Source organism: Zobellella denitrificans (assembly GCF_002407485.1).
GTDB classification, from domain to species: Bacteria; Pseudomonadota; Gammaproteobacteria; order Enterobacterales; family Aeromonadaceae; genus Oceanimonas; species Oceanimonas denitrificans.
In genome coordinates, this window is the sequence record NZ_CP012621.1 from 1,565,609 (window position 1) to 1,588,767 (window position 23,159).

Consider the following 23,159-nt stretch of genomic DNA (forward strand, 5'->3'; position numbering starts at 1 on the left):
TTGGATGCCGCTGGCTTTTTACCTTTGTGGGAAAGACAGAGCCGGCCTGGGTATGGCCATTCTGACAACAAAAGCCCTATCATCAGGTAGGGCAGGAGCAAAACCAGACGAAGAGGGGACAATCGCGGACAACGGCTGAAGATTCTGCCGCCTTTGTTATATAATGTGAGCACTACTCAGGAGCAGGAGAGCCGCCATGATACGCCGAAGCAAGAGCGCCGCACGCAACCAACTCAGTCCGGAACGGATCCGTCGCTCCGTAGCCAGCTCCAGCGCCATTGAAACCGGTGAGCCCACCGCCATCATTGAGGCCCGGCTAAAGTCCGGCAAGCGCCGTTTTCCGCAACTGACCCTGGCCGACTGAGCTGACTTAATTCTGCTGTTGTGCCAGCACGTCTCTTACCAACCGCTCTACGTGCTGGCAGTCTCCTCCTACCCCGGCCTGAATGGCCTTAAAGTAAAAGTCCTTGTGTTCCTCCCACAGCTGATAGTCCAGCGGCTGAAAGCCGGCCTGCAGGGCCATAACGTCGAGCAGCAACCGAGAAATACGGCCGTTTCCCTCCCGAAACGGGTGGATCAGAATGAACTCCACATGGCTCTGGGCCAGGTAACGGATCACGGTGTCTTCCGGTTGGGTGTTCAGCCCGGCAAGTTGTGACAGATAGTCTCGCTCAAAGGCCGAGACCAGGCGGGGAAGCTGATCGGCCGCGGCAAAATGAAAGTCGCCCTTGCTCATGTTGACGGTGCGCAGCCGGCCCGCCCAGTGGTACAGGTTGCCCAGCCACTGGTGATGCCAATGCTGAATATCGGCAAAGGTCAGCTTGTCCCAGAGGCGTGGCAATACCTGCTGGTACAGGGCATCCAGCAGTTCGGTTTCTGCGTCCTCGATATCCTGCCAACGGGTCAGCGCAAGACGATTGCGTAGCACGCCGGGTTCGCCCCCCGGTTGATATTCGGCTTCGTTTCCTGTTGCATCATACCGGCTCATTGGGGCTCCTTCAGGCCAGTCGCCAACGCAAGGTGAACCATCTCTGGGTGCTGCTTTTTTGGCGCATTTTTTGTTCCAGGGCATCGATATGGGCATCACGACGGGCTTCGATGGCATCTTCCTGTTAACGCCGAGGTAATACTGACCCCCTGACGCCGAGGTAAAATTGCCCCCCTGGCCATCATCGCCGTAGCCAGCAGAATACCCACAATCTTGTTATTGGGCTTTTGTAAACCAAACAGGTTTTTTTAGCCGGTTTGCGATGGAGGATGTGCAGACAGAAGCACATCCTCGCTTGCATTCACTCTTGTCGCAGCATAGTCAAAAACCATGACGGGGGTGTGTTTTGCCGGAGGGTTGTTTGAGTTTGGTGCTATTTGGTTAAATTTTGTCCACCTTGGTGGGGTGGGGGTCAGGCGTGTCTGCAGAGCAAGCGCTGTTCTTCGGGCCGGAGCGGCTTGCCCTGGTTCCCCGCCTTCGCGGGGAAGACGGGGGGAGTGCGGGGATGGCGGGGGGAGTGCGGGGATGAGCGGGGGAGTGCGGGGTGATGGGTGAGTGGCCGGTGTGGGATGGGGGCTTTTCGGTGGGTGCTGGTGGTGTTTGAGGGGCCGCCTGGTTCCCCGCCTTCGCGGGGATGACGGGGGAGTACGGGGATGAGCGGAGGAGTGCGGGGTAATGGGGGAGTGGCCGGTATGGGATGGGTCGCTTCGGTTGGTGTTGGTGGTGTTTGAGGGGCCGCCTGGTTTCCCGCCTTCGCGGGGAAGACGGGGGATGGCGGGGATGACGGAGTGGTAGCGCACTATAACAAAGCATTAACATCATAAATGGGCTGATTTGAAGTATTCATTTCTTTTATGGTGGGCGGGGCTCTAGCATCGGGGTTATGCGCTAAACCGGTGTTTCTCGGCGCAGCAACCATCAGCTACAAGGAAGGAGTCTTACCATGCAAATGCCCAACACCCTCAGCATCCCCAACGGCGAAAAAGTCCGCGGCATGTTCTCCCGCGAGGAAATGCTCTCCCGCCAGCAAAAGCTGCGCCAGTACATGGCCGTCAACGATGTGGATGCGGTGCTGTTCACTTCCTACCACAACATCAACTACTTCAGTGATTTTGTGTACTGCCGTTTTGGCCGCGACTACGGCCTGGCGGTCACCCAGGACATCCACACCACCATCACCGCCAATATCGACGGCGGCCAGCCCTATCGCCGCAACGCCCTGGGCGACAACCTGGTGTATACCGACTGGCAAAAAGACAACTTCTTCCGCGCCGTGCAGCAGCTGATTGGCGGCGCCCGGCGGGTGGGGGTGGAGTTCGACCACCTCAGCCTGCAAAACCTGGACAAGCTCAAGGCCGCGCTGCCCGAGGCCGAGTTTGTGGACATCGGCGTGCCCACCATGAAGATGCGCATGATCAAGTCGGCGGAAGAAATCGCCCTTATCAAGCAGGGCGCCCGGGTGGCGGACGTGGGCGGCGCCGCCATTCGCGATGCCATTGCGGTGGGCGTGCCGGAGTATGAAGTGGCCCTGGCCGGCACCCAGGCCATGGTGCGTGAAATTGCCCGCACCTTCCCCCATGGCGAGCTGATGGACACCTGGGTGTGGTTCCAGTCCGGCATCAATACCGACGGCGCCCACAACCCGGTCACCAGCCGCAAGATCGAGGCCGGCGACATCCTCAGCCTGAATACCTTCCCGATGATCGGCGGCTACTACACTGCCCTGGAGCGGACCCTGTTCAGCGAATACGCCTCCGACCGCCACCTGGAGCTGTGGGAGATCAACTGCAAGGTGCACCGCCGCGGCCTGGAGCTGATCAAGGCCGGCAACCGCTGCTGCGACATCGCCGCCGAGCTGAACGAGATCTTCGCCCAGCACGACGTGCTGCAATACCGCACCTTCGGCTACGGCCACTCCTTCGGCACCCTCAGCCACTACTACGGCCGCGAGGCGGGGCTGGAGCTGCGGGAAGACATAGACACGGTGCTGCAGCCGGGCATGGTGGTGTCCATGGAGCCGATGATCATGCTGCCCGAAGGGCTGCCCGGCGCCGGCGGCTACCGCGAGCACGACATCCTGGTGATCAGCGAAAGCGGGGTCGAAAACATCACCCGCTTCCCGTTCGGCCCCGAGTACAACATCATCAAGGGCTGATAACAGGGCCCATCCCCGCGCCGGGGATGGGCTTTTTCGTTTTAATCGCTGCACCCCAAGGGGCGGGCCCCCGGCAGCCCGATGCAGCAATAAGGAGCAGTGATTTACTATGCCGTCTGCAGCGCAATGGAGAGCGTGGCAGCTTGAAAATGGGAGATGCCCGCAAGCACCCCAGGGGGCTTGTCTGGTATCTTGTGGTTAATGAGAACAGCTTGTTTCGAGCAGTTCTAAGGAGTTGGACGTCATGGTTCTCAATAATGGCCCATTGAAGGGCATTAACCCCTATATCATGTTTATTTCCCTGCTGATCACGGTGGGGCTGATCGGCTTTGCGCTCATCTATCCGGGTGAGTCCGCCGCCCTGGTGGATACCGTCAGAACGGTGATCACCCTGTCCGCCAACGCCTGGTACGTGCTGCTGGCGGCCCTGTTCCTGGTGTTCTGCATCTGGATCGCCTGCAGCAAGTACGGAAAAATCCGGCTGGGGCGGGACGACGAAAAGCCGGAGTTCGGCTACTTTGCCTGGTTCGCCATGGTCTATGCCGCGGGCCAGGGCATCGGCATCATCTTCTGGTCCATCGCCGAGCCCATGTTCCATTTTTCCGGCGGCTCGCCCTTTTCTCCCGAAACCGGCAATCAGGAAGCCGCCGCCTCGGCCATGGCCATTTCCTTCTTTCACTGGGGGCTGAACGCCTGGGCCATTTATTGCGTGGTGGGGCTGTCGCTGGCCTTTATCTGCTACCGGCTGAACAAGCCGCTCAGTATTCGCTATACCCTCTACCCCCTGTTCGGCGACAAGGTCACCGGCCGCTGGGGCGTGCTGATCGACGTGATTGCCGTGTTCGCCACCCTGTTCGGCATCGCCACCTCCCTCGGCATGGGCGCGCAGCAAATCAACGCCGGCCTGTCGGAAATCTGGGGCATTCCGCAAAGCCCGGGCGTGCAGCTGGTGCTGATTGTGGTGATCACTATCTGCGCCCTCATCTCCGTGCTCACCGGGCTGAAGAAGGGGGTCAAGTACCTGTCCATCGGCAACATGTGGCTCACGGTGCTGCTGCTGGTGTTTTTCTTCGCCTTCGGGCCCACGCTGTACATCCTTAAAACCTTCTTCGCCGGCACCTTCGACTACCTGACCCAGCTGCTCAGGTTCAACTTCTATATCGAAACGCCCCCCCATGCGGTAACCGATGCCGAGGCCAGCTGGAAAGGCATGTGGCAGGGCTGGTGGACCGTGTTCTACTGGGGCTGGTGGATGTCCTGGGCGCCCTTCGTGGGGGTGTTTGTGGCGCGGGTGTCCCGCGGCCGCACCATCCGGGAATTTATCTGGGGCGTGGTCGGGGTGTCTTCGCTGCTGTCCTTCGTCTGGCTGGCGGCCTACGGCGGCACCGCGCTCTACCTGGATCTGTTCGAGAATGCCGGCATCGCCGCCGTGGTAAACAGCGACGTGGCCAAGGCACTCTATGCCACCTTCCAGGGCATGGATCTGGGCGGCCTGTCCACCCTGGCGATGATCGTCGGTACCATCATGGTGGCCACCTATTTCATCACCTCGTCCGACTCCGGCACCCTGGTGCTCACCACCATCATGAGCGAAGGGGACGAACACCCGCTCAGTCGGCACCGGGTGATCTGGGGCGTGATGCAGGGCGTGGTGGCGGCAGTGCTGCTGTTCGTGGGCGGCGAGGCGGCGCTAAGCTCGCTGCAAACCGCCTCCATCGCCGCGGCCCTGCCGTTTTCCCTGATCATGCTGCTGATGTGCGCCGCCCTCTATAAGGGGGTCAGGGCCGAACACAAGAAAATAAGCGATGCCAGCCTGTATGGCGCGGCCATAGTTAACTCCAAAGAGGTATGAAGTCATGGTTAACCTGGAATTGATGGACTGGCAAACCTACGCCGCCAGGGTCAAGGATGGCAATGCGGTCATCATGCTGCCGATAGGCGCCATCGAGCAGCACGGCCCCCATATGTCGATGAACCCGGACGTGCTGATCCCCAAGGCCATCTCCGAAGGGGTGGCCGGCAAGTCGAGTGCCATCCTGGTGGCGCCGCCCATCTCCTACGGCTACAAGTCGCAGGTCAAGTCCGGCGGCGGCAACTTCTTTCCCGGCACCACCTGCATCAACGGCAAAACGCTGATCGACGTGGTCAAGGACGTGCTGGTGGCCTATGCCCGCCACGGCAACCGCAAGTTCGTGCTGGTGAACGGCCATTTCGAAAACTCCATGTTCCTGGTGGAGGGCATCGATCTGGCCCTGGAGCACCTGCGCCACGAGGGCATCCAGGCCCAGGTGATGCTGCTGTCCTACTGGGATTACGTCACCAAAGACACCATTGAAACCGTGTTCCCCGACGGCTTTACCGGCTGGGACGTGGAGCACGGCGGCGTGCTGGAAACCTCGCTCATGCTCCACCTGCACCCGGAGTGCGTGAACATGGAGAAGGTGGTGCACCACCATCCGGCCACCTTCCCGCCCTACGACATCTTCCCGCCGGAGCCGAGCTGGGTGCCATCTTCCGGCACCCTGTCGTCGGCCAAAAACGCCAGCGAGGAATACGGCCGGCTGCTGTTCAACGTCTGCGTCGAGGGCATTTTCGGATCGGTGTCGGAACGTTTTATCCAAGCATAAAACGCCCATCGGGTAACCCATGGCAGGCCACCGCGGGTCGCCTGCCCCATGTGATGTACGGGGGGCTGCGCATGCATGCCGCTATTAGCGAGATAAAAAAAGGCCGCCACCGGCCGGGCGATACCCTGGTGGTGAAGGGCTGGGTAAGAACACGGCGGGATTCCAAGTCCGGGCTGTCCTTTATCAATTTGTACGACGGCTCCTGTTTCGACAGCCTGCAGGTGGTGGCGCCCGAGCACCTGGGCAACTACCGGGCCGAGGTCACCCGGCTCACCACCGGCTGCGCCCTGGTGGTAAGGGGGCAACTGGTGGCGTCGGTGGGGCAGCAGCAGGCGCTGGAGCTGCTGGCCGAGGAGGTGACGGTGGTCGGCTGGGTCGACGACCCCGAAAGCTACCCCATGTCGCCCAAGCGCCACAGCATCGAATATCTGCGCGAGCACGCCCACCTGCGGCCGCGCACCAACGTGATCGGCAGCGTGGCCCGGATAAGAAACTGCATCTCCCAGGCCATTCACCGCTTTTTTGACCAGCAGGGCTTTCTCTGGGTGGCTTCGCCCATCATCACCGCCTCCGACTGCGAAGGGGCGGGGCAGATGTTCCGGGTGTCCACCCTCGATCTGCAGGAGCTGCCGCGGGATGAGCAGGGTCGGGTCGACTTTGGCCAGGACTTTTTCGGCAAGGAGACCTTCCTCACCGTGTCCGGCCAGCTCAACGCCGAGGCCTACGCCTGCGCCCTGAGCAAGGTGTATACCTTCGGCCCCACCTTCAGGGCCGAAAACTCCAACACCAGCCGCCACCTGGCCGAGTTCTGGATGGTGGAGCCGGAAGTGGCCTTTTCGGATCTGGACGACAGCGCCCAACTGGCCGAGGCGCTGCTCAAGGCGATTTGCCGGGCGGTGCTGGCCGAGCGCGTCGACGATCTGCGCTTTCTCTCCGGCTATGTGGGCGAGGATCTGCTGGCCCGGCTGGATCAGCTGGCCGGCATGGACTTTGTGCATATCAACTACACGGAGGCGGTGGCCATTCTGGCGCAGGCGCCGCGCGAGTTCGAGTTTCCGGTGTATTGGGGGGCGGACCTGTCTTCCGAGCATGAGCGCTACCTCACCGAGGAGCACTTCAAGAGCCCGGTGGTGGTCAAAAACTACCCCAAGGACATCAAGTCCTTCTACATGAAGGTCAACGACGACGGCACCACCGTGGCCGCCATGGACGTGCTGGCGCCGGGCATCGGCGAGATCATCGGCGGCTCCCAGCGCGAGCACCGGCTGGAGGTGCTGGATGCGCGCATGGCGGAGCTGGGCATGAAGCCCGAGGAATACGAATGGTACCGCCAGCTCCGGCGCTACGGCACCGTGCCCCACGCCGGCTTCGGCCTGGGCCTGGAGCGCATGGTGGCCTACGTCACCGGCCTGGGCAACGTCCGCGACGCCATCCCCTTCCCAAGAACCCCGCGCAACGCCAGTTTTTAACGCCGGGCGCCGGCCCCCGCCGGCGCCTCCCGCCTGTTATTTCGTCACTCCCGTGTTTCCTCCGTCACTCCTGCCAAGGCGGGCGTCCAGCCGTGTCTGCAAGCACACCCCGATCAGCAACAACTCATTAACATCCCAAATGGTCTGATTTGAAGTATTCATTTCTGTTATGCCCGGCGGGGCCCTAGCATCGAAGGCGTACGCTAAACCGGGAATTTACCTATCCGGTTATGCAAGGGCGGTAGAAGGAGTGGTTACCGCCTGCCTACTTCTGGTGAGGCCGGCCAGGCCGGTGGAATCAGGGAACTTAAACCAGCCTCGGCAGAGGCTGCTCGAAGAGGTAGAAGTCATGTTGATGCAATCCTGGACCATGGAATGGTTTGCCTATCTTAACGCCATCATCCTTGCCTGGGCCGCGCTGGCCTACGGCTACCGGCAGTATGTGCGCAAAGATCACCGCCGTTGCTGAACGGCCGGGCCAACACACGTTAAAGGGAACTTGAGATGGAAAATTACCAGTGGTTGAACTGGGCCCTGCTATTGGGCTCGTTCGGAATATTGATCTTTATCGGCTATCTCTCCAGCCGGGTGGTGAAAGACAGCGACGAAACCGGCTTTCTGGTGGCCGGGCGCAGCCTGGGGCCCTTTGTGGGCGCCGGCACCATAGTGGCCACCGGCTTCAGCGGCTGGGGCTTTATGGGCTCGCCGGGGGTGGCCTACGAGTTCGGCTCCATCGAGGTGCTGGGCAACTTCTTCTTCGCCCCGGCCATGGTGATTGCCGTGCTCTACTTCGCCGGCTTTCTGCGCCGCCGGGCCGACGAGCTGGGCAGCTGCACCATTCCCGAATACGTGGCCCAGCTGCACGGTGGCGGCGCCCTGCTGGAGCGCTGGGTCAAGGGGGTGGCGGCGGCCATTACCATAGTGCTGCTGCTGGTGTTCCTCACCAGCCAGATCAAGGCGGTGGGGCTCTTGGGCGCCTCCTGGCTCGGCATCAGCCTGAGCGAGAGCGCGCTGCTGATGATCTCGGTGATCATCCTCTACACCATGCTCGGTGGCCTGGCCGCGGTGGCCTGGACCGACACCCTGATGGTGGCGGGCATGGGCATCGGCGCCCTGGTGATGATGGTGCAGGTGTTCACCGACGTCAGCCCCATGGAAATGGTGGAGCGGCTCAACGCCATCGATCCCCAGCTGCTCAACCCCACCACCTCGGCGCCCTACGGCGAGAGCCGGGGCTCGGTGTTCCTGGTGCTGCCCTATGCCTTCTTGTTCACCGCCGTGCTGCCCTATATGGCGGTGCGCTTCCTGGCCTTTAAACCCACGGTGAAAATGCACCAGGTGGCCATTTGGGTGGCGCCCATGGGCTGCTTGCTCAGCCTGGTGCCCATCGTCGGCATGTATGTGCGGGTGGCGCACCCGGAGCTGGCCGAGCCGGATCAGGCCATGCCGGTGTATTTGGCCAACTTCCTGCACCCGGCCCTGGCGGGGGTGATCACCCTGTTCATCCTGTTCGCCATGAAGTCCACCGCCAACTCGCTGCTGCACACCGTGTCCAGCGCCGCCTCCCACGACTTGCGCACCGCCCTGTTCCCGCACAGCCGGGCCTCGGGTGCCCGCATTTTGTGGATCAACCGCATCTGGGTGGCCATTCTCGGTTTTGTCGGCTTCCTGATGATGCTGTACGCGCCGCCCTTTATGCTGTCCTGGCTCGGCATCCTGGGCTCCGGCACCCTGCTGGCGGTGATGATAGGCCCGGTGTTCATCTCCGCCTTCTGGCAGGGCAATGGCTACGGCGCCCTGGCCGCCATGTTCACCGGCCTGGTCACCAGCGGCGGCTTCCTGCTGTTTACCAAGGTCGGCTGGGTGGAAGGTCCGCTCTACGGCTGCCTGGCCTCCGGCCTCACCTATGTGCTGGTGAGCAAGCTTACCTCGGGGGCGCCGTCTTCCTCCGTGGTCAGGGCCGGCTGAGCCGGTTGCCAGCAAGCACCAAAGCCCGGGCACGCCTGGGCTTTTTCCGTGCTGGAGCATCAGGCGGTGTAAACGGTGATCCGCACGATGCCTCCTGGGGCGCGGGCGGCCCGCCCGCGCTCCATCGGCAAGGAGTACATCTGCCAACGGCGGTGTCCGGCAGCCCGATTTTTCAACGATACGGTTTCTGGCCGGTAGACGTCGTAGGGAGAACTGCAAAGGGAGCTAATTGAATACTTTTATTTTTGCTCGTCGCTTAACAGAACTGTCATGACACTGTGGATAATAACCATTCTTTTGATATGGATATATGGGATGCCAGGTCCGCCTTTCGGGGAGTGGGCGCCGGGCCTGGCTTCAGGGATGAAGATCATGCAGAGGAAGGTGGAATGAAAATCAACCAGCCCGTGAGCGGGCGAAATATCGAATTGCCGGAAGGGGTGAACATCCTTTCCACGACCACGCCGGACAGCCACATCACCTATATCAACCAGTCCTTTGTCGAGATCAGCGGCTACAGCCGCGAAGAGCTGCTGGGCCAGCCCCACAACATCATCCGCCACCCGGACATGCCGGAGGCGGCCTTCGCCCATCTGTGGCAAACGCTGAAGGCGGGCCGCTCCTGGATGGGGCTGGTCAAAAACCGCTGCAAAAACGGCGATCACTACTGGGTAAACGCCTACGTCACCCCCATACAGAAGAACGGCCAGACCGTCGAATACCAGTCGGTGCGCACCCGGCCCGAGCCGGAGCAGGTCCGGGCCGCCGAGCGCCTTTATGCCCGCCTGCAAAGCGGCAAGCCGCTGCCCAGGGCGCGCCTGGGCCTGGGTACCCGGCTGGCGCTGGCCAACGGCGGCCTGCTGGCCATGGCCGTGCTGGGGCTGGCGGCCCTGCTCGGCCTGCCATGGGCGCCGGTGCTGGCGGTGGCCCTGCTCGGCGGGGCGGCGTGCGGCCTGCTCAACCTGGTGCTGCTCGGGCCCTTGCGCCGGCTGGCGGCCAGGGCCCGGCACTATGCCGACAACCCCCTCGGCCAACTGGCCTATGCCGGCCGGAGCGACGAACTGGGGCAGATAGACTTTGCCCTGCAAATGGCCCAGGCCGAGGCGGGCGCCGTGCTCGGCCGTTTGTCCGATGCGGCCGAGCGGCTGGGCGGCCATAGCCGGCACCTGCACGACGAACTGATCCACTGCGACGGCCTCACCTCCCGCCAGCAGGCGGACACCGAGCAGATCGCCGCCGCCATCAACGAAATGGCGGCCAGCATCCAGGAAGTGGCTTCCAGCGCCCAGCGCGCGGCGGTGGCGGCCGAGCTGGCCGATCAGGACACCGACTCGGGCCGGCAGCTGGTGGCCCGGACCAGCGACGCCATCCATGCCCTGGAGCAGGACGTGGAGCTGGCGGCGGGGGTGATCCAGCAACTGGAGCAGCATGGCCAGAACATTTCCATGGTGCTGGAGGTGATCCGCGACATCGCCGAGCAGACCAACCTGCTGGCGCTCAACGCGGCCATAGAGGCGGCCCGGGCCGGCGAGCAGGGGCGCGGCTTTGCGGTGGTGGCCGACGAGGTGCGCAACCTGGCCGGCCGCACCCAGCAGTCCACCGCCGATATCCGGCAGACCATTGCCGTGCTGCAGCAGGGCACCCAGGCGGCGGTGGTCGCCATGGCCAAGAGCCGGGAGCAGGCCAGGGAGAGTGTGCAGCACGCCTTGCAGGCCGCCGCCGCCCTGGACGGCATCGGTCACAGGGTGAAGGACATCTCCGAGATGAGCATCCAGATCGCCACCGCCGTCGAGCAGCAGGGAGCGGTCAGCGAGGGGATCAACCGCAGCATCAGCAGCATACGGGCGTCGGCCGACAGCCATGTGCGCAGCGGGCAGGGCAACCGCCAGCGCTGCCACGAGGTGGTGCAGCTCACCGGCGGCCTGACCGAGCTGTTCCGCCAGTTCTGGGTACAGCGGGCACGCGCCTGAGGCGGTCGGCGGTGCTAGGGTCGAATAAATTCGATCCTAGCGGCGGCCCCTTCGCAGGGGCCGCCGCAGGTCCATGGCAGGGGCCACGTCAGTGGACCTTTCCGCCGCCGGCGCCCGGGCGCAGGTAAATCAGCCAATAGCTGAGCCCCACCAGCACACCGCCGCCGATGATATTGCCCAGGGTGACCGGCAGCAGGTTGCGTAGCAAAAAGTTGGCCAGGGTCAGCTCGGCAAAATCGGCGGGCAGGGCGCCGGTCAGGGCCCAGAATTCGGGGCCGGCGAACTGCTGGATGGCGATGGCCAGGGGCACGATAAAGAGGTTGGCAATGCTGTGCTCGAAGCCGCTGGCCACGAACATGGCGATGGGCAGCAGCATCACCAGCACCTTGTCGGTGTTGCTGCGGCAGGAAAAGCTCATCCATACCGCCAGGCACACCATCATGTTGCACAGTATCCCTAAGGCCACCGCCTGCACAAAGCCGTGGTGCAGCTTGTGCCGGGCGATGTTCAGGGTGTTGAGGCCCCAGGCCCCGTCGGCGGCCAGGTGCTGGCCGGCCAGCCAGATCAGCAGCACGAACAGCAGGGCGCCGCCCAGGTTGCCCAGGTAGACGACCACCCAGTTGCGGGCCAGCTGGCCCCAGCCGATGCGCCGGCTGGCCCGGGCCACAGTGGTGAGCACGCTGGAGGTAAACAGCTCGCCGCCGCAAATCACCACCAGGATCAGCCCCAGGCTGAAGGCCAGGCCGCCGATAAAGCGCGCCATGCCCCAGGGCAGGCCGCCGGCGCCGGTGGTGACTGTGATGTAGAACACGAAGGCGATGGAGATAAACACGCCGGCGGTCAGCGCCAGTATGAAAGATTGCAACGGTGGGCTGCTGGCCTTGTAGACCCCCACATCCTCGGCCTTTTTCGCCATTTCCGGCGGTAGCAGGGGATCAAGATTAGTGTTGTTCGGTTTCATGGTGGCCACCCGATCGCTGAAAATGTAGTTTTATTCTAACGGTTGTGGGGCGGCGGAAGACTTGACCTGGATCAGGCGCAAAACGGGCGGGGGAAGAAACCCTTGGCCGACAGCGCCTGCCGGCCAAGGGCGGTGTTCAGAGCACCATGGCCGCCAGCCAGCCGAAGGCGATCAGCGGCAGGTTGTAGTGCAGGAAGGTGGGCACGACCGAGTCCCAGATATGGTCGTGCTGGCCGTCCGCGTTCAGGCCCGAGGTGGGGCCCAGGGTGGAGTCGGAGGCCGGCGAGCCCGCGTCCCCCAGGGCGCCGGCGGTGCCGATAATGGCGACCGTGGCCAGCGGCGAGAAGCCGAGCGCGATGCACAGGGGCACATAGATGGGCGCGATGATGGGAATGGTGGAAAAAGAAGAGCCGATGCCCATGGTGATCAGCAGGCCCACCACCAGCATCATCAGGGCGGCGAGGGCCCTGTTGTCGCCGATCACCGCTTCCACCGCCAGCACCAGGCTGCCGATGCCGTCGGTGGCCTTGAGCACGGCGGCAAAGCCGGCGGCGGCGATCATGATAAAGCCGATCAGCGACATCATCTTCACCCCCTGGGTGAAGGCGTCCTGGCTTTCCCTGAACTTGATGACGCCGCCCAGGGTGAAGATCACAAAGCCGACCATGGCGCCGAGGATGATGGAGTCGCTGTACAGCTGCAGCCCCAGGGCGGTGAGGATGGCGAGCACGGCGATCAGGATATGGGCGCCGTTGATGCTGACGTGCTCGGGTTCGATGGCCAGGATTTTGGCTTCGTCATAGTCCCGGGGGCGGCGGTAGCTGATGAACAGCGCCACCAGCAGGCCGAGCAGCATGCCGCCCACGGGAATCGCCATGGCGGTGGGCAGCATGGCCTTGTCGGCCGTTACCCCGTTCTCGACCAGGTTGGCCAGCAGGATGTTGTTCAGGAAGATGCCGCCAAAGCCCACCGGCAGCAGCATGTAGGTGGCGGTGAGGCCGAAGGTGAGCACGCAGGCCACGGCGCGCCGGTCCAGCCGCAGCCTGGCCATCACATGCAGCAGCGGCGGGATCAGGATGGGAATAAAGGCAATGTGCACCGGGATCAGGTTCTGGGAGGAGATGGCCACCAGCAGCAATACGCTCAGCAGCACCGCCTTGATCCACAACAGGCGGCCGGCGGTGGCGTCCTGGCCCAGGGCGCGGATCACCTTGAGCGCGAGCAGGTCGGTGATGCCGGAACGGGCGATGGCCACGGCAAAGGCGCCCAGCATGGCGTAACTCAGGGCGATGGTGGCGCCGCCGCCAAGGCCGCCGGCGAAGGTATTGACCGCCTCGGTCAACGACAGGCCGGCGACCATGCCGCCCGCCAGGGCGCTGAGGGTAAGGGCAACCACCACGTTGATGCGCATCAGGCTCAGGGCCAGCATCAGGCAGACGGCAACGACAACAGGATTCATGGGCTATCCTTCCGGCTTATGGAATTGGGGTGAACAGGTAAACGAGGGGGGCTAGTTTGCAAATTCAGGCCAGAATGTCGAGCATTATTTGGCATTTTCGCCGCCATCCTTGTTTTTCCTGCTGATAAAATGGCAAGGTGCAGCACACCGGCATCCTGCCCGGGGGGGAGGGGACCTTGCCGCAACTTTACCCAACCGGCCGCCTTGCCCTTGGGTTTGGCGGCAGGCGCCCATATACTGTGTAGTCGAATTGCGTGGTTTCCTGGAAACCCATTATTGTAAACACCAAGGAGATAGACATGAGCGTACTGGTAGGCCGCCAGGCCCCCGACTTTACCGCTGCTGCTGTACTGGGTAATGGCGAAATCGTTGATAACTTCAACCTGAAAGAGTTCACCAAGGGCAAAGCCGCCGTGGTGTTCTTCTACCCGCTGGACTTCACCTTCGTGTGCCCGTCCGAACTGATCGCCTTCGATCGTCGTTATGAAGAGTTCCAGAGCCGCGGCGTGGAAGTGATCGGCGTGTCCATCGACTCCCAGTTCAGCCACAACGCCTGGCGCAACACCCCGGTAGACAAGGGCGGCATCGGCCAGGTGAAATACCCGCTGGTGGCCGACGTCAAGCACGACATCTGCAAGGCCTATGACGTGGAGCACCCGGAAGCCGGTGTGGCCTTCCGTGGCTCATTCCTGATCGACGCCAACGGCGTGGTTCGTCACCAGGTGGTGAACGATCTGCCGCTGGGCCGCAACATCGACGAAATGCTGCGCATGGTCGATGCCCTGCAGTTCCACGAAGAGCACGGCGAAGTGTGCCCGGCCCAGTGGGAAAAGGGCAAGCAAGGCATGCAGGCTTCTCCGGACGGCGTGGCCCGCTTCCTGGCGGAGCACGCCGAGGGCCTGTAATCCCTCCTTGCGTTCTGCACAACAAAATGCCGGCACCTTGCCGGCATTTTTTTATGGTTTTTCCACCTGGCCACGGGTCTGCATGCGCGGCGTTTCCTCCGCCGGTGGCGAGGCGAAGCTGGGCCTGTCGTCGAACAGGCTCCACAGCAGCATCAGCGCCGCCATCGCCACGGCGACCAGCAGGAAGGACATGGGCTGGCGGATATAGTAGGGGGCATCGGTCAGGTCTTCCCGCAGCGCCCGGCAATGGGGACATCGTCGGCGGTGATCGTAAAAAGGGCGGCCACAGCGTCCGCAGTGGGTAATGGACATCTCCCGTCTCCGTTATTGTTATTCTCCAACCCTTAAAAAATAATGCAGACAGGCTAAAAATCCAGCAGGACGCGCGGGGGACTCCGGGGCGGCGGTGCCGCCCCGGCAGTAGCAGGAGGGATCAGGCGGTGGTGGTTTCCCGCAGCAGGCCGAGCAGGGCCTGGGCGTGTTCGGTGGTTTCACGCCCCAGGTCGGTGAGGTAGCCACCGTCCCTCAGGGTGATAAGCCCCTTGTCATGCAGCCGGGCGGCGGCGGCAATCACCGCCGGATCCGCATCGTGGTGCACCTTGATGCCTTGCTGGGTGGTATCGAGATCGAAATGCAGCAACAGGTTCAGTTCGTCCATCAATGCCTGGTTGTAACGCATATGCGCTCCTTAGCGGAGGGTGAGTGACTCCCGGACCTTAGCCTGTTCCGCCCCGGCGGGTTGGGTGCTGGCTCACAAATCCGGATCCTGGGAGCCGATTTTGTCTCTTGCATCGGGCCGGCGGCTTGCCGATGATGTCCCTTTTTTGATTCACAGCAAAGGACGCCACAGGACATGACCGCCATCCGCATCAGGGACGCCCGTTTCGCCATCAGCGAGCGTCATCGTTTGACCATCCGCCACCTCGATCTCGAGGCGGGGCAGTGCTGGAGCTTCGTCGGCGCCAACGGCAGCGGCAAGACCGCCCTGGCCCGGGCCCTGGCTGGCGAACTCAGGCTGCTGGAAGGCGAGGCCGACAACGGTTTCGGGCGCATCGAGTGGGTGTCGTTCGAACAGCTTCAGCAACTGGCCGACCGGGAGCGGGAAGAAGACGAGAGCGATCTGCTCGACTACGAGGATCAGGGCCACAGCGCCCGCCAGATCATCCTGGAGGGGGGCGGCGGCGAGGCGCGGCTGGCGGCGCTGGCCGAGCGCTTCGGCATCACCGGCCTGCTGGATCGCGGCTTCAAGTACCTGTCCACCGGGGAAACCCGCAAGGTGCTGCTGTGCCGCGCCCTGCTGCGGGAGCCGGCGCTGCTGATCCTGGACGAGCCCTTCGACGGCCTGGACGTGACTGCCCACGCCGGCCTGATGCGGCTGCTGGAAGAGCTGGTGGCGGCGGGACAAAGCCTGGTGCTGATCCTCAACCGCTTCGAGGAGATCCCCGACTTTGCCGACCGGCTCGGCCTGGTGGCGGAATGTGAACTGGGCCTGGCCGGCCCCCGCGACGAGGTGGTGGCCTCGGCCGAGTTGCTGCAACTGACCCACCTGGCGGCCATGGAGCAGGCGGGCCAGCGGCTGCCGCCGGCGGATCCGGACGCGGTGCGGCGAGCGCTGGACGACCGGGAACCGCGCATCCTGATGCGGGACATCAAGGTCAGCTACGGCGACAAGCGCATCCTCGACGGCCTGAACTGGCAGGTCAACCCGGGCGAGCACTGGCAGATCGTCGGCCCCAACGGCGCCGGCAAGTCCACCCTGCTGAGCCTGGTGACCGGCGACCATCCCCAGGGCTACAGCAACGATCTCACCCTGTTCGGCCGTCGCCGGGGCAGCGGCGAAAGCATCTGGGACATCAAGCAGCACATCGGCTACGTCAGCACCAGCATGCAGCAGGACTACCGGGTCACGGCCACACCCCGCTCGGTGATCCTGTCCGGCTTCTTCGATTCCATCGGCGTCTACCAGCAGCCCGGCGATCGCCAGCTGGCCCTGGCCGGGCAATGGCTGGCGCTGCTCGGCCTGGAGCGGCTCGCCAACGAGCCCTTCCGCAATCTGTCCTACGGCCAGCAGCGGCTGCTGTTGATCGCCCGGGCCATGGTCAAGCACCCGCCCATCCTGATCCTGGACGAACCTTTGCAGGGGCTGGATACCTTCAACCGCCACTGGGTCAAGCGCTGGATCGATCTGCTGGTGGCGGAGGGCGGCACCCAGCTGCTGTTCGTGTCCCACCACCAGGAAGACGCCCCGGCCTGCATCAGCCACCGGCTGAGCTTTATCCCCGAGGGCGAGGGCCATATTTATCGCAGCGAGGCGCTTCAAGGGACTTGACCGCAATCCCGGGCGGGGCGAGGATGGGATCCCCTTTGTCTGTCGGGACATTAACCGATGCTGAATATGGACTTTTCTCAACGACTGGCCCTTCCCTATGATCCCTCCCGCTGGCAGGCCTCCCCGGCCCCCGGGGTATGGCGCTACCCGCTGGAGCGGGAGCAGGCGGAAAGCGGCCATGTCACCAGCCTGGTCCGGTTTGAACCGGAGGCCCGCTTCCCCGAGCACAGCCACCCCCGGGGTGAGGAATTCTGGGTGCTGGAAGGCACCTTCTCCGATGAACAGGGCGACTACCCCGCCGGCAGCTACGTGCGCCATCCGCCCGGCAGCCGGCATGGCGCCTTCAGCCGCGAGGGCTGCCTTATCTTCGTTAAACTCAACCAGTTCGCCGCCGATGACCAGGGCGAACGCAAGCTGCTGCCCGGGCAGGATCTGTGGATCACCGGCGAGCACGGTTACCGCCGCCTGCCCCTGCACAAGCACGGCGGGGTCGGCACCAGCCTGCTCGACTTTCCCGAAGGCGGCCGCTTTCCCCCCTGCTGTTACAAGCAGGGGCTGGAAATCCTGGTGCTGGAAGGCCAGCTCGACGAGGGGCCGCTCTCCTATCCGGCGCTGAGCTGGCTGCGCTTTCCCGCCGGCGCCGTGCCCGAGCTGGAAGCGGGCCGCCGCACCCGGCTCTGGGTGAGAACCGGCCATCTGCCGGCCTGACCGGGCCGTCCATCCCTTGCCGGTGTCGCGGCACACCGGCAACCTTTTCCCTTCGGCCTGCACCGCCATGGTGCAATGGCGAGCGGACAGGCTCCCTGCTTGATCCAGGTCAAGGGGGAGGGCCATTGTTTACGTTTCTCCGCTTCAGTCCATGAGGATAACGCCGATACACTGCTATCTCCGGCGGTATCACGAGGCTTTGCATGACGTCACTCAAACTCACCCACAAACTGGGCTTACTGGTGTTGCTGCCCCTGGCGGCCCTGTTCCTGTTCGCTTCCCTCTATGCCCTGGCGAGCTATCGCACCATGGTCAACGCGGCCGACATGGTGCCCATCACCCGGCTGGCGGCGCAAAGCGGCCAGTTGGCGCACCAGCTGCAGGCGGAGCGGGGACTCTCGGCCAGCAGCATCAACGACAGCCGCGGGGAGTTCAGCGCCCGGCTGACCGAGCAGCGGGCCCGTACCGAACAGGCCCTGCGCCAGCTCGGCCAGGGCAGCCGCCAACTGGTGCTCGACGGGGAGGCCGCCAGCCGCCACCAGGCCCTGCAGCAGGCGCTGGGCCGGCTCGAGGGCCTGCGCCGGCAGGTGGACGGCAAGCAACTGACGGTGCCCCAGGTGGTCGACGACTACAGCCAGGTGATCGCCGCCCTGCTGGCGGTGATCGACGGCGCCGTGCCGCTGGCGGCGGATGCGCCCCAGGCCGCCTCCCTCGCGGCCTACAGCGCCTTCCTGCAGGCCAAGGATCGCCTGGGGCTGCTGCGCGCCAGCCTGAGTTCGGCCCGGGTGGCGGGTCTGTTCAGCCCCGAGCTGTACCGTCGCTTCGCCGCCCTGGAAGCCCAGTACCAGGCCTATCTGGAGCGCTTTATGGTGCTGGCCGAGCCCGAGTGGCGAACCCAGTTCGACCAGTTGCAGGGCTCGCCACTGGCCCGGGAAGTGCAAGACAGCATTGATCAGGCCCACCGCCAGCACGGCGGCGGCAGCCTGAGCGGCGAGGCCTCCGCCTGGTTCAGCCTGGCCAGCCGTTATATCGACGCCATCAAGGGGGCCGAAGACCAGTTTGCCGCCAGCCTGGCGCAAACCGGCGAGCAGGGCTACCAGGCGGCGCGCAACAGCTTCGCCCTGGCCCTGGTGCTGAGCCTGGCGGCGGCCCTGCTCACCCTGGTGGTGTGCGGCCTGATACTGCGGGATCTGCGCCGCGGATTCGCCGAGTTGCAGGCGGGCATCATGCGCATCGCCCACCGTCAGGACTTCAGCCAGCCGGTGCGGGTGGCCAGCCGCGACGAGCTGGGCGAACTGGCCGACGCCATCAACCGCATGCAGCGCCAGCTGTCCACCCTGCTCGGCCGGATGCGCGGCACCTGCGAACACCTGATGGCCCACAGCGGCCACACCCGCAACACCCTGCAGCTGATCCAGCAGGATCTGGACAAGGGGCTGGGGCAGGTGGACCTGGTGGTGTCCGCCGCCACCGAGATGTCGGCCACCGTGGCCGAGATCGCCCGCCATGCCTCGGAAACCTTCTCCGCCGCCAACCACACCATCGCCCGGGCTTCGGACGGCGACCGCAAGGTGGACGGCACCATCGCCGCCATCGAGCAGGTGGCGGCTTCACTTGAGCACGGCGAGACCAAGGTGGTCGAGGTGGCGGGCTACAGCCGGGAGGTGAGCAACTTCCTGGAGGTGATCAAGCAGATCTCCGATCGCACCAACCTGCTGGCGCTGAACGCGGCCATCGAGGCGGCCCGGGCCGGCGAGTCGGGCCGGGGCTTCGCGGTGGTGGCGGAAGAGGTGCGCTCCCTGGCACTGCAGACCCAGAGTACCGCCGAACAGATAGAAAGCATGCTGACCCGGCTGCGCCAGGGCAGCGAGCAGGCGGTGGAAGCCATGGGCCAGGGCCGCAGCCGCAGCCTGGCCTGCGTTGGCGAGGCCCGGGAGGCCGGTGCCCAGCTGACCGCCATCGTCGAGGAAATCGGCCAGGTCAACGCCATGACCGAGCAGGTGGCCACCGCCACCGAAGAGCAGCGCACCGTCACCGACGATATCCAGCACAACATAGTGGTGATGAAACAGGGCTACGACAACACCCAGAGCTGTGCCGGCGAGCTGGTGCGCGGCAGCGAGCTGATGGAGCAGATGGTGGTGGAGCTGGATGGCCGCCTGAAGGCCTTTATCCTGGGCGAGGGGGACGGCGAAACCCGACTGGAAGCCGGCCTCTCCGCGCTTGAGCGGGCGAGAAAGATTGGCACCTGACTGGTGGAGCGCGGGTCTTGGGGCGCGGGCGGCCCGCCCGCATGAAGGTGGCACCGAGCTGGACGAAGGCACGGTCCAACCCACGATGCCTGTTCTGCCCCGAGCCTTTTTAACCCCGTGGTGTGGCAGGTCAACCCGAGGGTTCGCGCTGCACGCGAAAGCAGGCGAGCCGCCTGCGCTCCACCAGGCACACCCAGCTCGGCTCAGGCGTTACCTTCCGGCTCCTTGAACTCCGGCGTTTCCATCTGGCCCAGGGGCCAGCCACCCAGCTCCTTCCAGCGGTTGACGATCAGGCAGAACAGCTCGGCGGTCTTGCGGGTATCGTAGAGGGCGCTGTGGGCTTCCTTGTTGTCGAAGCTCATGCCCGCGGCCTTGCAGGCCTTGGCCAGCACCGTCTGGCCCAGGGCCAGGCCGGCGAGGGTGGCGGTGTCGAAGGTGGCGAAGGGGTGAAAGGGGTTGCGCTTGATGCCCGCCCGCTCCGCCGCCGCCATCACGAAACCGTGATCGAAGGAGGCGTTGTGGGCCACCACTATGGCCCGCTGGCACTGGTTGGCCTTGATGCCCTTGCGCACCCCCTTGAAGATCTGGTCCAGGGCTTCGTGCTCGGTCACGGCGCCGCGCAGGGCGCTGTAGGGATCGATACCGGTGAAGGCGAGGGCGGCGGGCTCCAGGTTGGCACCCTCGAAGGGCGTCACATGGAAGTGATAGGTCTGATCCGGGCTCAGCCAGCCGTTCTTGTCCATCTTCAGGGTGATGGCGGCAATTTCCAGCAGGGCGTCGGTCTGGGCGTTGAAACCGCCGGTTTCCACGTCGATCACCACCGGAAAATAGCCCCGAAAGCGCTCGTGAAGCTGAGTTGATGCTGCTGTTGCCGTCATTATCGTCCTAGGGTTACCTCAAAAAGCGGGGGCTTATTATGCCAGAGTCCCCCGGCGAGGTCGCCTGCAAAGGCGGGCGAGGAGGGGGAGGAACACGGGTTGGCGCAATAATGCGCAAACGAACTCAAGACGCGAGAAAAAGATTGCGCGGGCGGCGGCTCTTGCCTACTATACGCCCCGCTGCAAGGGCAAGGCCCCGCAGTGTTCATAAAGCCGGTGAAGCAGACACCGTAGATAAAAAACGCATAAAAATTTGGTGAGGTGTCCGAGTGGCTGCCAAGAGGCGAAGCCGGGGTAAAAAGCACGCAGCGTGCTGCGTCAGCCCGAGGACAGAGATCCGAAGAGAAAAAGCCGGTGAAGCAGACACCGTAGATAAAAAACGCATAAAAATTTGGTGAGGTGTCCGAGTGGCTGCCAAGAGGCGAAGCCGGGGCGAAAAGCACGCAGCGTGCTGCGTCAGCCCGAGGACAGAGATCCGAAGAGAAAAAGCCGGTGAAGCAGACACCGTAGATAAAAAACGCATAAAAATTTGGTGAGGTGTCCGAGTGGCTGAAGGAGCACGCCTGGAAAGTGTGTATACGGCAACGTATCGAGGGTTCGAATCCCTCCCTCACCGCCAAATCGAAAAGCCCGCAGCGATGCGGGCTTTTTTCGTTCCTGCCTCCGGCCAGCGGCCGACTCTCGTCGCAATGGTGCCGATATTGTGAGTATCATCAAGCACCTAGAGCTGTCTCTGCTGGTGCTTTCCGCCGTTTTTGCAATACTGTTGTTAACCGAGCCCGACATCAGACAAGGACAGTTATGAGCATCCACACCGACAAGTTACCTCTGGAAATGCTGTATCACTGGGCCGAGCACCAGCCCGATGCCATCTACCTGCGCCAGCCCAAGGACGGCCACTGGCACCAGTACAGCTGGGCCCAGGTGCTGGAGCAGGCGGCCCGGCTGGTGGCCGGGCTCAGGGCCCTGGGACTGGAGCCGGGGGACAAGATAGCCCTGCTGTCCAAAAACTGCGCCGAGTGGTTTATCTGCGACTTCGCCCTGCAGATGGGCGGCTACGTGAGCGTGCCCATCTATCCCACCGCCGGGGCCGACACGGTGCGCTACGTGCTGGAGCACAGCGAGAGCAAGGCCATCTTCACCGGCAAGCTGGACGAGCCCGGCATGCAGGAGCCGGGCATCCCCGACGGCCTTATCCGCCTTGCCATGCCCTATCCCTCCACCATGGAAACCCACCACCACTGGGCGGATCTGCTGGCCCGGGCGCCCATCGCCGAGCGGCCGGTGCCGGCGCGGGATAGCCTGATGAGCCTGGTGTACACCTCCGGCAGCACCGGCAACCCCAAGGGGGTGATGATCTGCTTCGGCCCCTATGCCGCCGCCTGCCAGGGCATTTTGCAGACCACCGGGCTTTCTAGCGAGGACAGGGCCTTTTCCTACCTGCCGCTGTCCCATATCACCGAGCGGGTCTATATCCTCGGCGCCAGCCTCTACGGCGGCGTCCAGGTGGGTTTTGCCCAGAGCCTGGACACCTTTATCGAGGACGTAAAGACCATCTCGCCCACGGTGTTCATCTCGGTGCCCCGGTTGTGGACCAACTTCCGCAGCCGCATCCTGGAAAAACTGCCCCAGAAGAAGCTGGATCTGCTGCTCAAGGTTCCCTTCATCTCCGGCCTGGTGAAAAAGAAAATCCGCGCCGGCCTGGGGCTGAGTGCCGCCCGTATCCTGGGGTGCGGTTCGGCGCCGGTATCGCCGTCGCTGCTGCGCTGGTATGAGCGGCTCGACATGCCCATCACCGAGGCCTGGGGCATGACCGAAAACCTGGCCTATTCCACCCTCAACTACCCCTATCGTTCCGACAAGGTCGGCACCGTGGGCAAGCCCGGCGTCAGGGTGGAGATCCGCATCTCCGACAGCGGCGAGGTGCTGTGCCGCTGCCCGGGCATGATGAGCGGCTACTACAAGCAGGAGTCCGCCACCCGCGAGGCCCTGCAGGACGGCTGGCTGCACACCGGGGATCAGGGCCGGCTCGATGCGGACGGCTACCTCACCATCACCGGGCGGACCAAGGATGCCTTCAAGACTGCCAAGGGCAAGTACGTGTTGCCGGTGCCGATAGAGGCCATGCTGATCGAGAACGAACTGGTCGAGCAGGTATGCGTGGTGGGCAGTGGTCAGGCCCAGCCGGTGGCTCTGGTACAACTGGCGGAAGGGGCGCAGCAGCGGCAGAAGGGGGCCATCGCCGAGCAACTGGCGGCCACCCTGGGGCATGTCAACCAGAAGCTGGAAAGCCACCAGCGGCTGGGCGGCATACTGGTGATGCAGGCGCCCTGGACGGTGGACAACGACATCATGACGCCCACCCTCAAAATCAAGCGCCACCTGCTGGAGCAGCGCTATGCGGATCTGGATCAACGCTGGCCGGGCGGACAGGTGATATTGTGGGAGCAGGATCTGCCTGCGGCCGGGTGATTATTGCAAAAATGGAAT

At 63.8% G+C, this 23,159-nt stretch carries 18 protein-coding genes and 1 tRNA gene; 13 read left to right on the forward strand and 6 right to left on the reverse strand.

Features of this window, described 5'->3' with window-relative positions:
* The first annotated feature begins 196 nt into the window (after window positions 1–196).
* Window positions 197–364, forward strand: coding sequence for a hypothetical protein (locus AN401_RS19975; protein ID WP_198401836.1), 168 nt, complete (start codon window positions 197–199; stop codon window positions 362–364).
* 6 nt (window positions 365–370) lie between these two features.
* On the opposite strand, the gene AN401_RS07510 is transcribed toward AN401_RS19975, so the two are convergent.
* The gene (locus tag AN401_RS07510; protein WP_096778977.1) at window positions 371–988 is read right to left on the reverse strand and encodes a Fic/DOC family protein; all 618 of its coding nucleotides are present in this window, start codon (window positions 986–988) and stop codon (window positions 371–373) included.
* Window positions 989–1,931: 943 nt separating this feature from the next.
* On the opposite strand from AN401_RS07510, the gene AN401_RS07515 reads away from it, so the two are divergent.
* The 6 genes from AN401_RS07515 to AN401_RS07540 all read left to right on the forward strand — a co-directional run bounded on the left by AN401_RS07515 (window position 1,932) and on the right by AN401_RS07540 (window position 11,177).
* Window positions 1,932–3,143: a M24 family metallopeptidase gene (locus tag AN401_RS07515; RefSeq protein WP_096778978.1), complete on the forward strand. Its 1,212-nt coding sequence runs from the start codon at window positions 1,932–1,934 to the stop codon at window positions 3,141–3,143.
* Window positions 3,144–3,387: 244 nt separating this feature from the next.
* A complete protein-coding gene (locus tag AN401_RS07520; RefSeq protein ID WP_096778979.1) occupies window positions 3,388–4,995 on the forward strand; it encodes a BCCT family transporter in 1,608 nt (535 codons plus the stop codon).
* Between the two features lie 4 nt (window positions 4,996–4,999).
* A complete protein-coding gene (locus AN401_RS07525; protein ID WP_096778980.1) occupies window positions 5,000–5,770 on the forward strand; it encodes a creatininase in 771 nt (256 codons plus the stop codon).
* Window positions 5,771–5,841: 71 nt separating this feature from the next.
* Window positions 5,842–7,239: an asparagine--tRNA ligase gene (asnS, locus tag AN401_RS07530; RefSeq protein ID WP_157772185.1), complete on the forward strand. Its 1,398-nt coding sequence runs from the start codon at window positions 5,842–5,844 to the stop codon at window positions 7,237–7,239.
* Between the two features lie 504 nt (window positions 7,240–7,743).
* A complete protein-coding gene (locus AN401_RS07535; protein ID WP_096778982.1) occupies window positions 7,744–9,207 on the forward strand; it encodes a sodium:solute symporter family protein in 1,464 nt (487 codons plus the stop codon).
* 389 nt (window positions 9,208–9,596) lie between these two features.
* Window positions 9,597–11,177 carry a methyl-accepting chemotaxis protein gene (locus AN401_RS07540; RefSeq protein WP_096778983.1) on the forward strand — a complete coding sequence of 527 codons (1,581 nt, stop codon included), beginning with the start codon at window positions 9,597–9,599 and terminating at the stop codon, window positions 11,175–11,177.
* Between the two features lie 88 nt (window positions 11,178–11,265).
* On the opposite strand, the gene focA is transcribed toward AN401_RS07540, so the two are convergent.
* Window positions 11,266–12,138, reverse strand: coding sequence for a formate transporter FocA (focA, locus tag AN401_RS07545; RefSeq protein ID WP_094039546.1), 873 nt, complete (start codon window positions 12,136–12,138; stop codon window positions 11,266–11,268).
* Window positions 12,139–12,274: 136 nt separating this feature from the next.
* Window positions 12,275–13,597, reverse strand: coding sequence for a Na+/H+ antiporter family protein (locus tag AN401_RS07550; protein ID WP_096778984.1), 1,323 nt, complete (start codon window positions 13,595–13,597; stop codon window positions 12,275–12,277).
* A 299-nt stretch (window positions 13,598–13,896) separates the two neighbouring features.
* Here AN401_RS07550 and AN401_RS07555 point away from each other — a divergent pair, with 299 nt between their 5' ends.
* Complete coding sequence (locus AN401_RS07555; RefSeq protein ID WP_094039548.1) at window positions 13,897–14,502, forward strand: peroxiredoxin C; 606 nt, start codon at window positions 13,897–13,899, stop codon at window positions 14,500–14,502.
* 51 nt (window positions 14,503–14,553) lie between these two features.
* On the opposite strand, the gene AN401_RS07560 is transcribed toward AN401_RS07555, so the two are convergent.
* Both AN401_RS07560 and AN401_RS07565 read right to left on the reverse strand, forming a co-directional pair.
* On the reverse strand, window positions 14,554–14,814 hold the full coding sequence (locus AN401_RS07560) for a hypothetical protein (protein WP_094039549.1): 261 nt from the start codon (window positions 14,812–14,814) through the stop codon (window positions 14,554–14,556).
* 121 nt (window positions 14,815–14,935) lie between these two features.
* Entirely contained in the window at window positions 14,936–15,181 is a 246-nt protein-coding gene (locus AN401_RS07565) for a TIGR02647 family protein (protein ID WP_094039550.1), read from the reverse strand.
* A gap of 174 nt (window positions 15,182–15,355) precedes the next feature.
* Here AN401_RS07565 and modF point away from each other — a divergent pair, with 174 nt between their 5' ends.
* The 3 genes from modF to AN401_RS07580 all read left to right on the forward strand — a co-directional run bounded on the left by modF (window position 15,356) and on the right by AN401_RS07580 (window position 19,791).
* A complete protein-coding gene (gene modF / locus AN401_RS07570; RefSeq protein WP_094039551.1) occupies window positions 15,356–16,831 on the forward strand; it encodes a molybdate ABC transporter ATP-binding protein ModF in 1,476 nt (491 codons plus the stop codon).
* 57 nt (window positions 16,832–16,888) lie between these two features.
* Window positions 16,889–17,539 carry a cupin domain-containing protein gene (locus AN401_RS07575; RefSeq protein ID WP_094039552.1) on the forward strand — a complete coding sequence of 217 codons (651 nt, stop codon included), beginning with the start codon at window positions 16,889–16,891 and terminating at the stop codon, window positions 17,537–17,539.
* Between the two features lie 203 nt (window positions 17,540–17,742).
* On the forward strand, window positions 17,743–19,791 hold the full coding sequence (locus AN401_RS07580; RefSeq protein ID WP_096778985.1) for a methyl-accepting chemotaxis protein: 2,049 nt from the start codon (window positions 17,743–17,745) through the stop codon (window positions 19,789–19,791).
* 203 nt (window positions 19,792–19,994) lie between these two features.
* On the opposite strand, the gene rnt is transcribed toward AN401_RS07580, so the two are convergent.
* On the reverse strand, window positions 19,995–20,669 hold the full coding sequence (rnt, locus tag AN401_RS07585) for a ribonuclease T (RefSeq protein WP_094039554.1): 675 nt from the start codon (window positions 20,667–20,669) through the stop codon (window positions 19,995–19,997).
* A gap of 531 nt (window positions 20,670–21,200) precedes the next feature.
* On the opposite strand from rnt, the gene AN401_RS07590 reads away from it, so the two are divergent.
* Both AN401_RS07590 and AN401_RS07595 read left to right on the forward strand, forming a co-directional pair.
* Window positions 21,201–21,288: transfer RNA gene (locus AN401_RS07590), tRNA-Ser, on the forward strand.
* Window positions 21,289–21,470: 182 nt separating this feature from the next.
* On the forward strand, window positions 21,471–23,141 hold the full coding sequence (locus AN401_RS07595; RefSeq protein ID WP_232513402.1) for an AMP-binding protein: 1,671 nt from the start codon (window positions 21,471–21,473) through the stop codon (window positions 23,139–23,141).
* Window positions 23,142–23,159: the final 18 nt, after the last annotated feature.

What these genes read in the sequence shown, in the direction of transcription:
- AN401_RS07510 (WP_096778977.1), bottom strand. Translation starts at nt 988, where the DNA reads ATGAGCCGGTATGATGCAACAGGAAACGAAGCCGAATATCAACCGGGG.
- AN401_RS19975 (WP_198401836.1), top strand. Translation starts at nt 197, where the DNA reads ATGATACGCCGAAGCAAGAGCGCCGCACGCAACCAACTCAGTCCGGAA.
- AN401_RS07525 (WP_096778980.1), top strand. Translation starts at nt 5,000, where the DNA reads ATGGTTAACCTGGAATTGATGGACTGGCAAACCTACGCCGCCAGGGTC.
- AN401_RS07595 (WP_232513402.1), top strand. Translation starts at nt 21,471, where the DNA reads ATGAGCATCCACACCGACAAGTTACCTCTGGAAATGCTGTATCACTGG.
- AN401_RS07580 (WP_096778985.1), top strand. Translation starts at nt 17,743, where the DNA reads ATGACGTCACTCAAACTCACCCACAAACTGGGCTTACTGGTGTTGCTG.
- AN401_RS07550 (WP_096778984.1), bottom strand. Translation starts at nt 13,597, where the DNA reads ATGAATCCTGTTGTCGTTGCCGTCTGCCTGATGCTGGCCCTGAGCCTG.
- AN401_RS07565 (WP_094039550.1), bottom strand. Translation starts at nt 15,181, where the DNA reads ATGCGTTACAACCAGGCATTGATGGACGAACTGAACCTGTTGCTGCAT.
- AN401_RS07515 (WP_096778978.1), top strand. Translation starts at nt 1,932, where the DNA reads ATGCAAATGCCCAACACCCTCAGCATCCCCAACGGCGAAAAAGTCCGC.
- AN401_RS07540 (WP_096778983.1), top strand. Translation starts at nt 9,597, where the DNA reads ATGAAAATCAACCAGCCCGTGAGCGGGCGAAATATCGAATTGCCGGAA.
- AN401_RS07535 (WP_096778982.1), top strand. Translation starts at nt 7,744, where the DNA reads ATGGAAAATTACCAGTGGTTGAACTGGGCCCTGCTATTGGGCTCGTTC.
- focA (WP_094039546.1), bottom strand. Translation starts at nt 12,138, where the DNA reads ATGAAACCGAACAACACTAATCTTGATCCCCTGCTACCGCCGGAAATG.
- AN401_RS07520 (WP_096778979.1), top strand. Translation starts at nt 3,388, where the DNA reads ATGGTTCTCAATAATGGCCCATTGAAGGGCATTAACCCCTATATCATG.
- AN401_RS07555 (WP_094039548.1), top strand. Translation starts at nt 13,897, where the DNA reads ATGAGCGTACTGGTAGGCCGCCAGGCCCCCGACTTTACCGCTGCTGCT.
- rnt (WP_094039554.1), bottom strand. Translation starts at nt 20,669, where the DNA reads ATGACGGCAACAGCAGCATCAACTCAGCTTCACGAGCGCTTTCGGGGC.
- asnS (WP_157772185.1), top strand. Translation starts at nt 5,842, where the DNA reads ATGCATGCCGCTATTAGCGAGATAAAAAAAGGCCGCCACCGGCCGGGC.
- AN401_RS07560 (WP_094039549.1), bottom strand. Translation starts at nt 14,814, where the DNA reads ATGTCCATTACCCACTGCGGACGCTGTGGCCGCCCTTTTTACGATCAC.
- AN401_RS07575 (WP_094039552.1), top strand. Translation starts at nt 16,889, where the DNA reads ATGCTGAATATGGACTTTTCTCAACGACTGGCCCTTCCCTATGATCCC.
- modF (WP_094039551.1), top strand. Translation starts at nt 15,356, where the DNA reads ATGACCGCCATCCGCATCAGGGACGCCCGTTTCGCCATCAGCGAGCGT.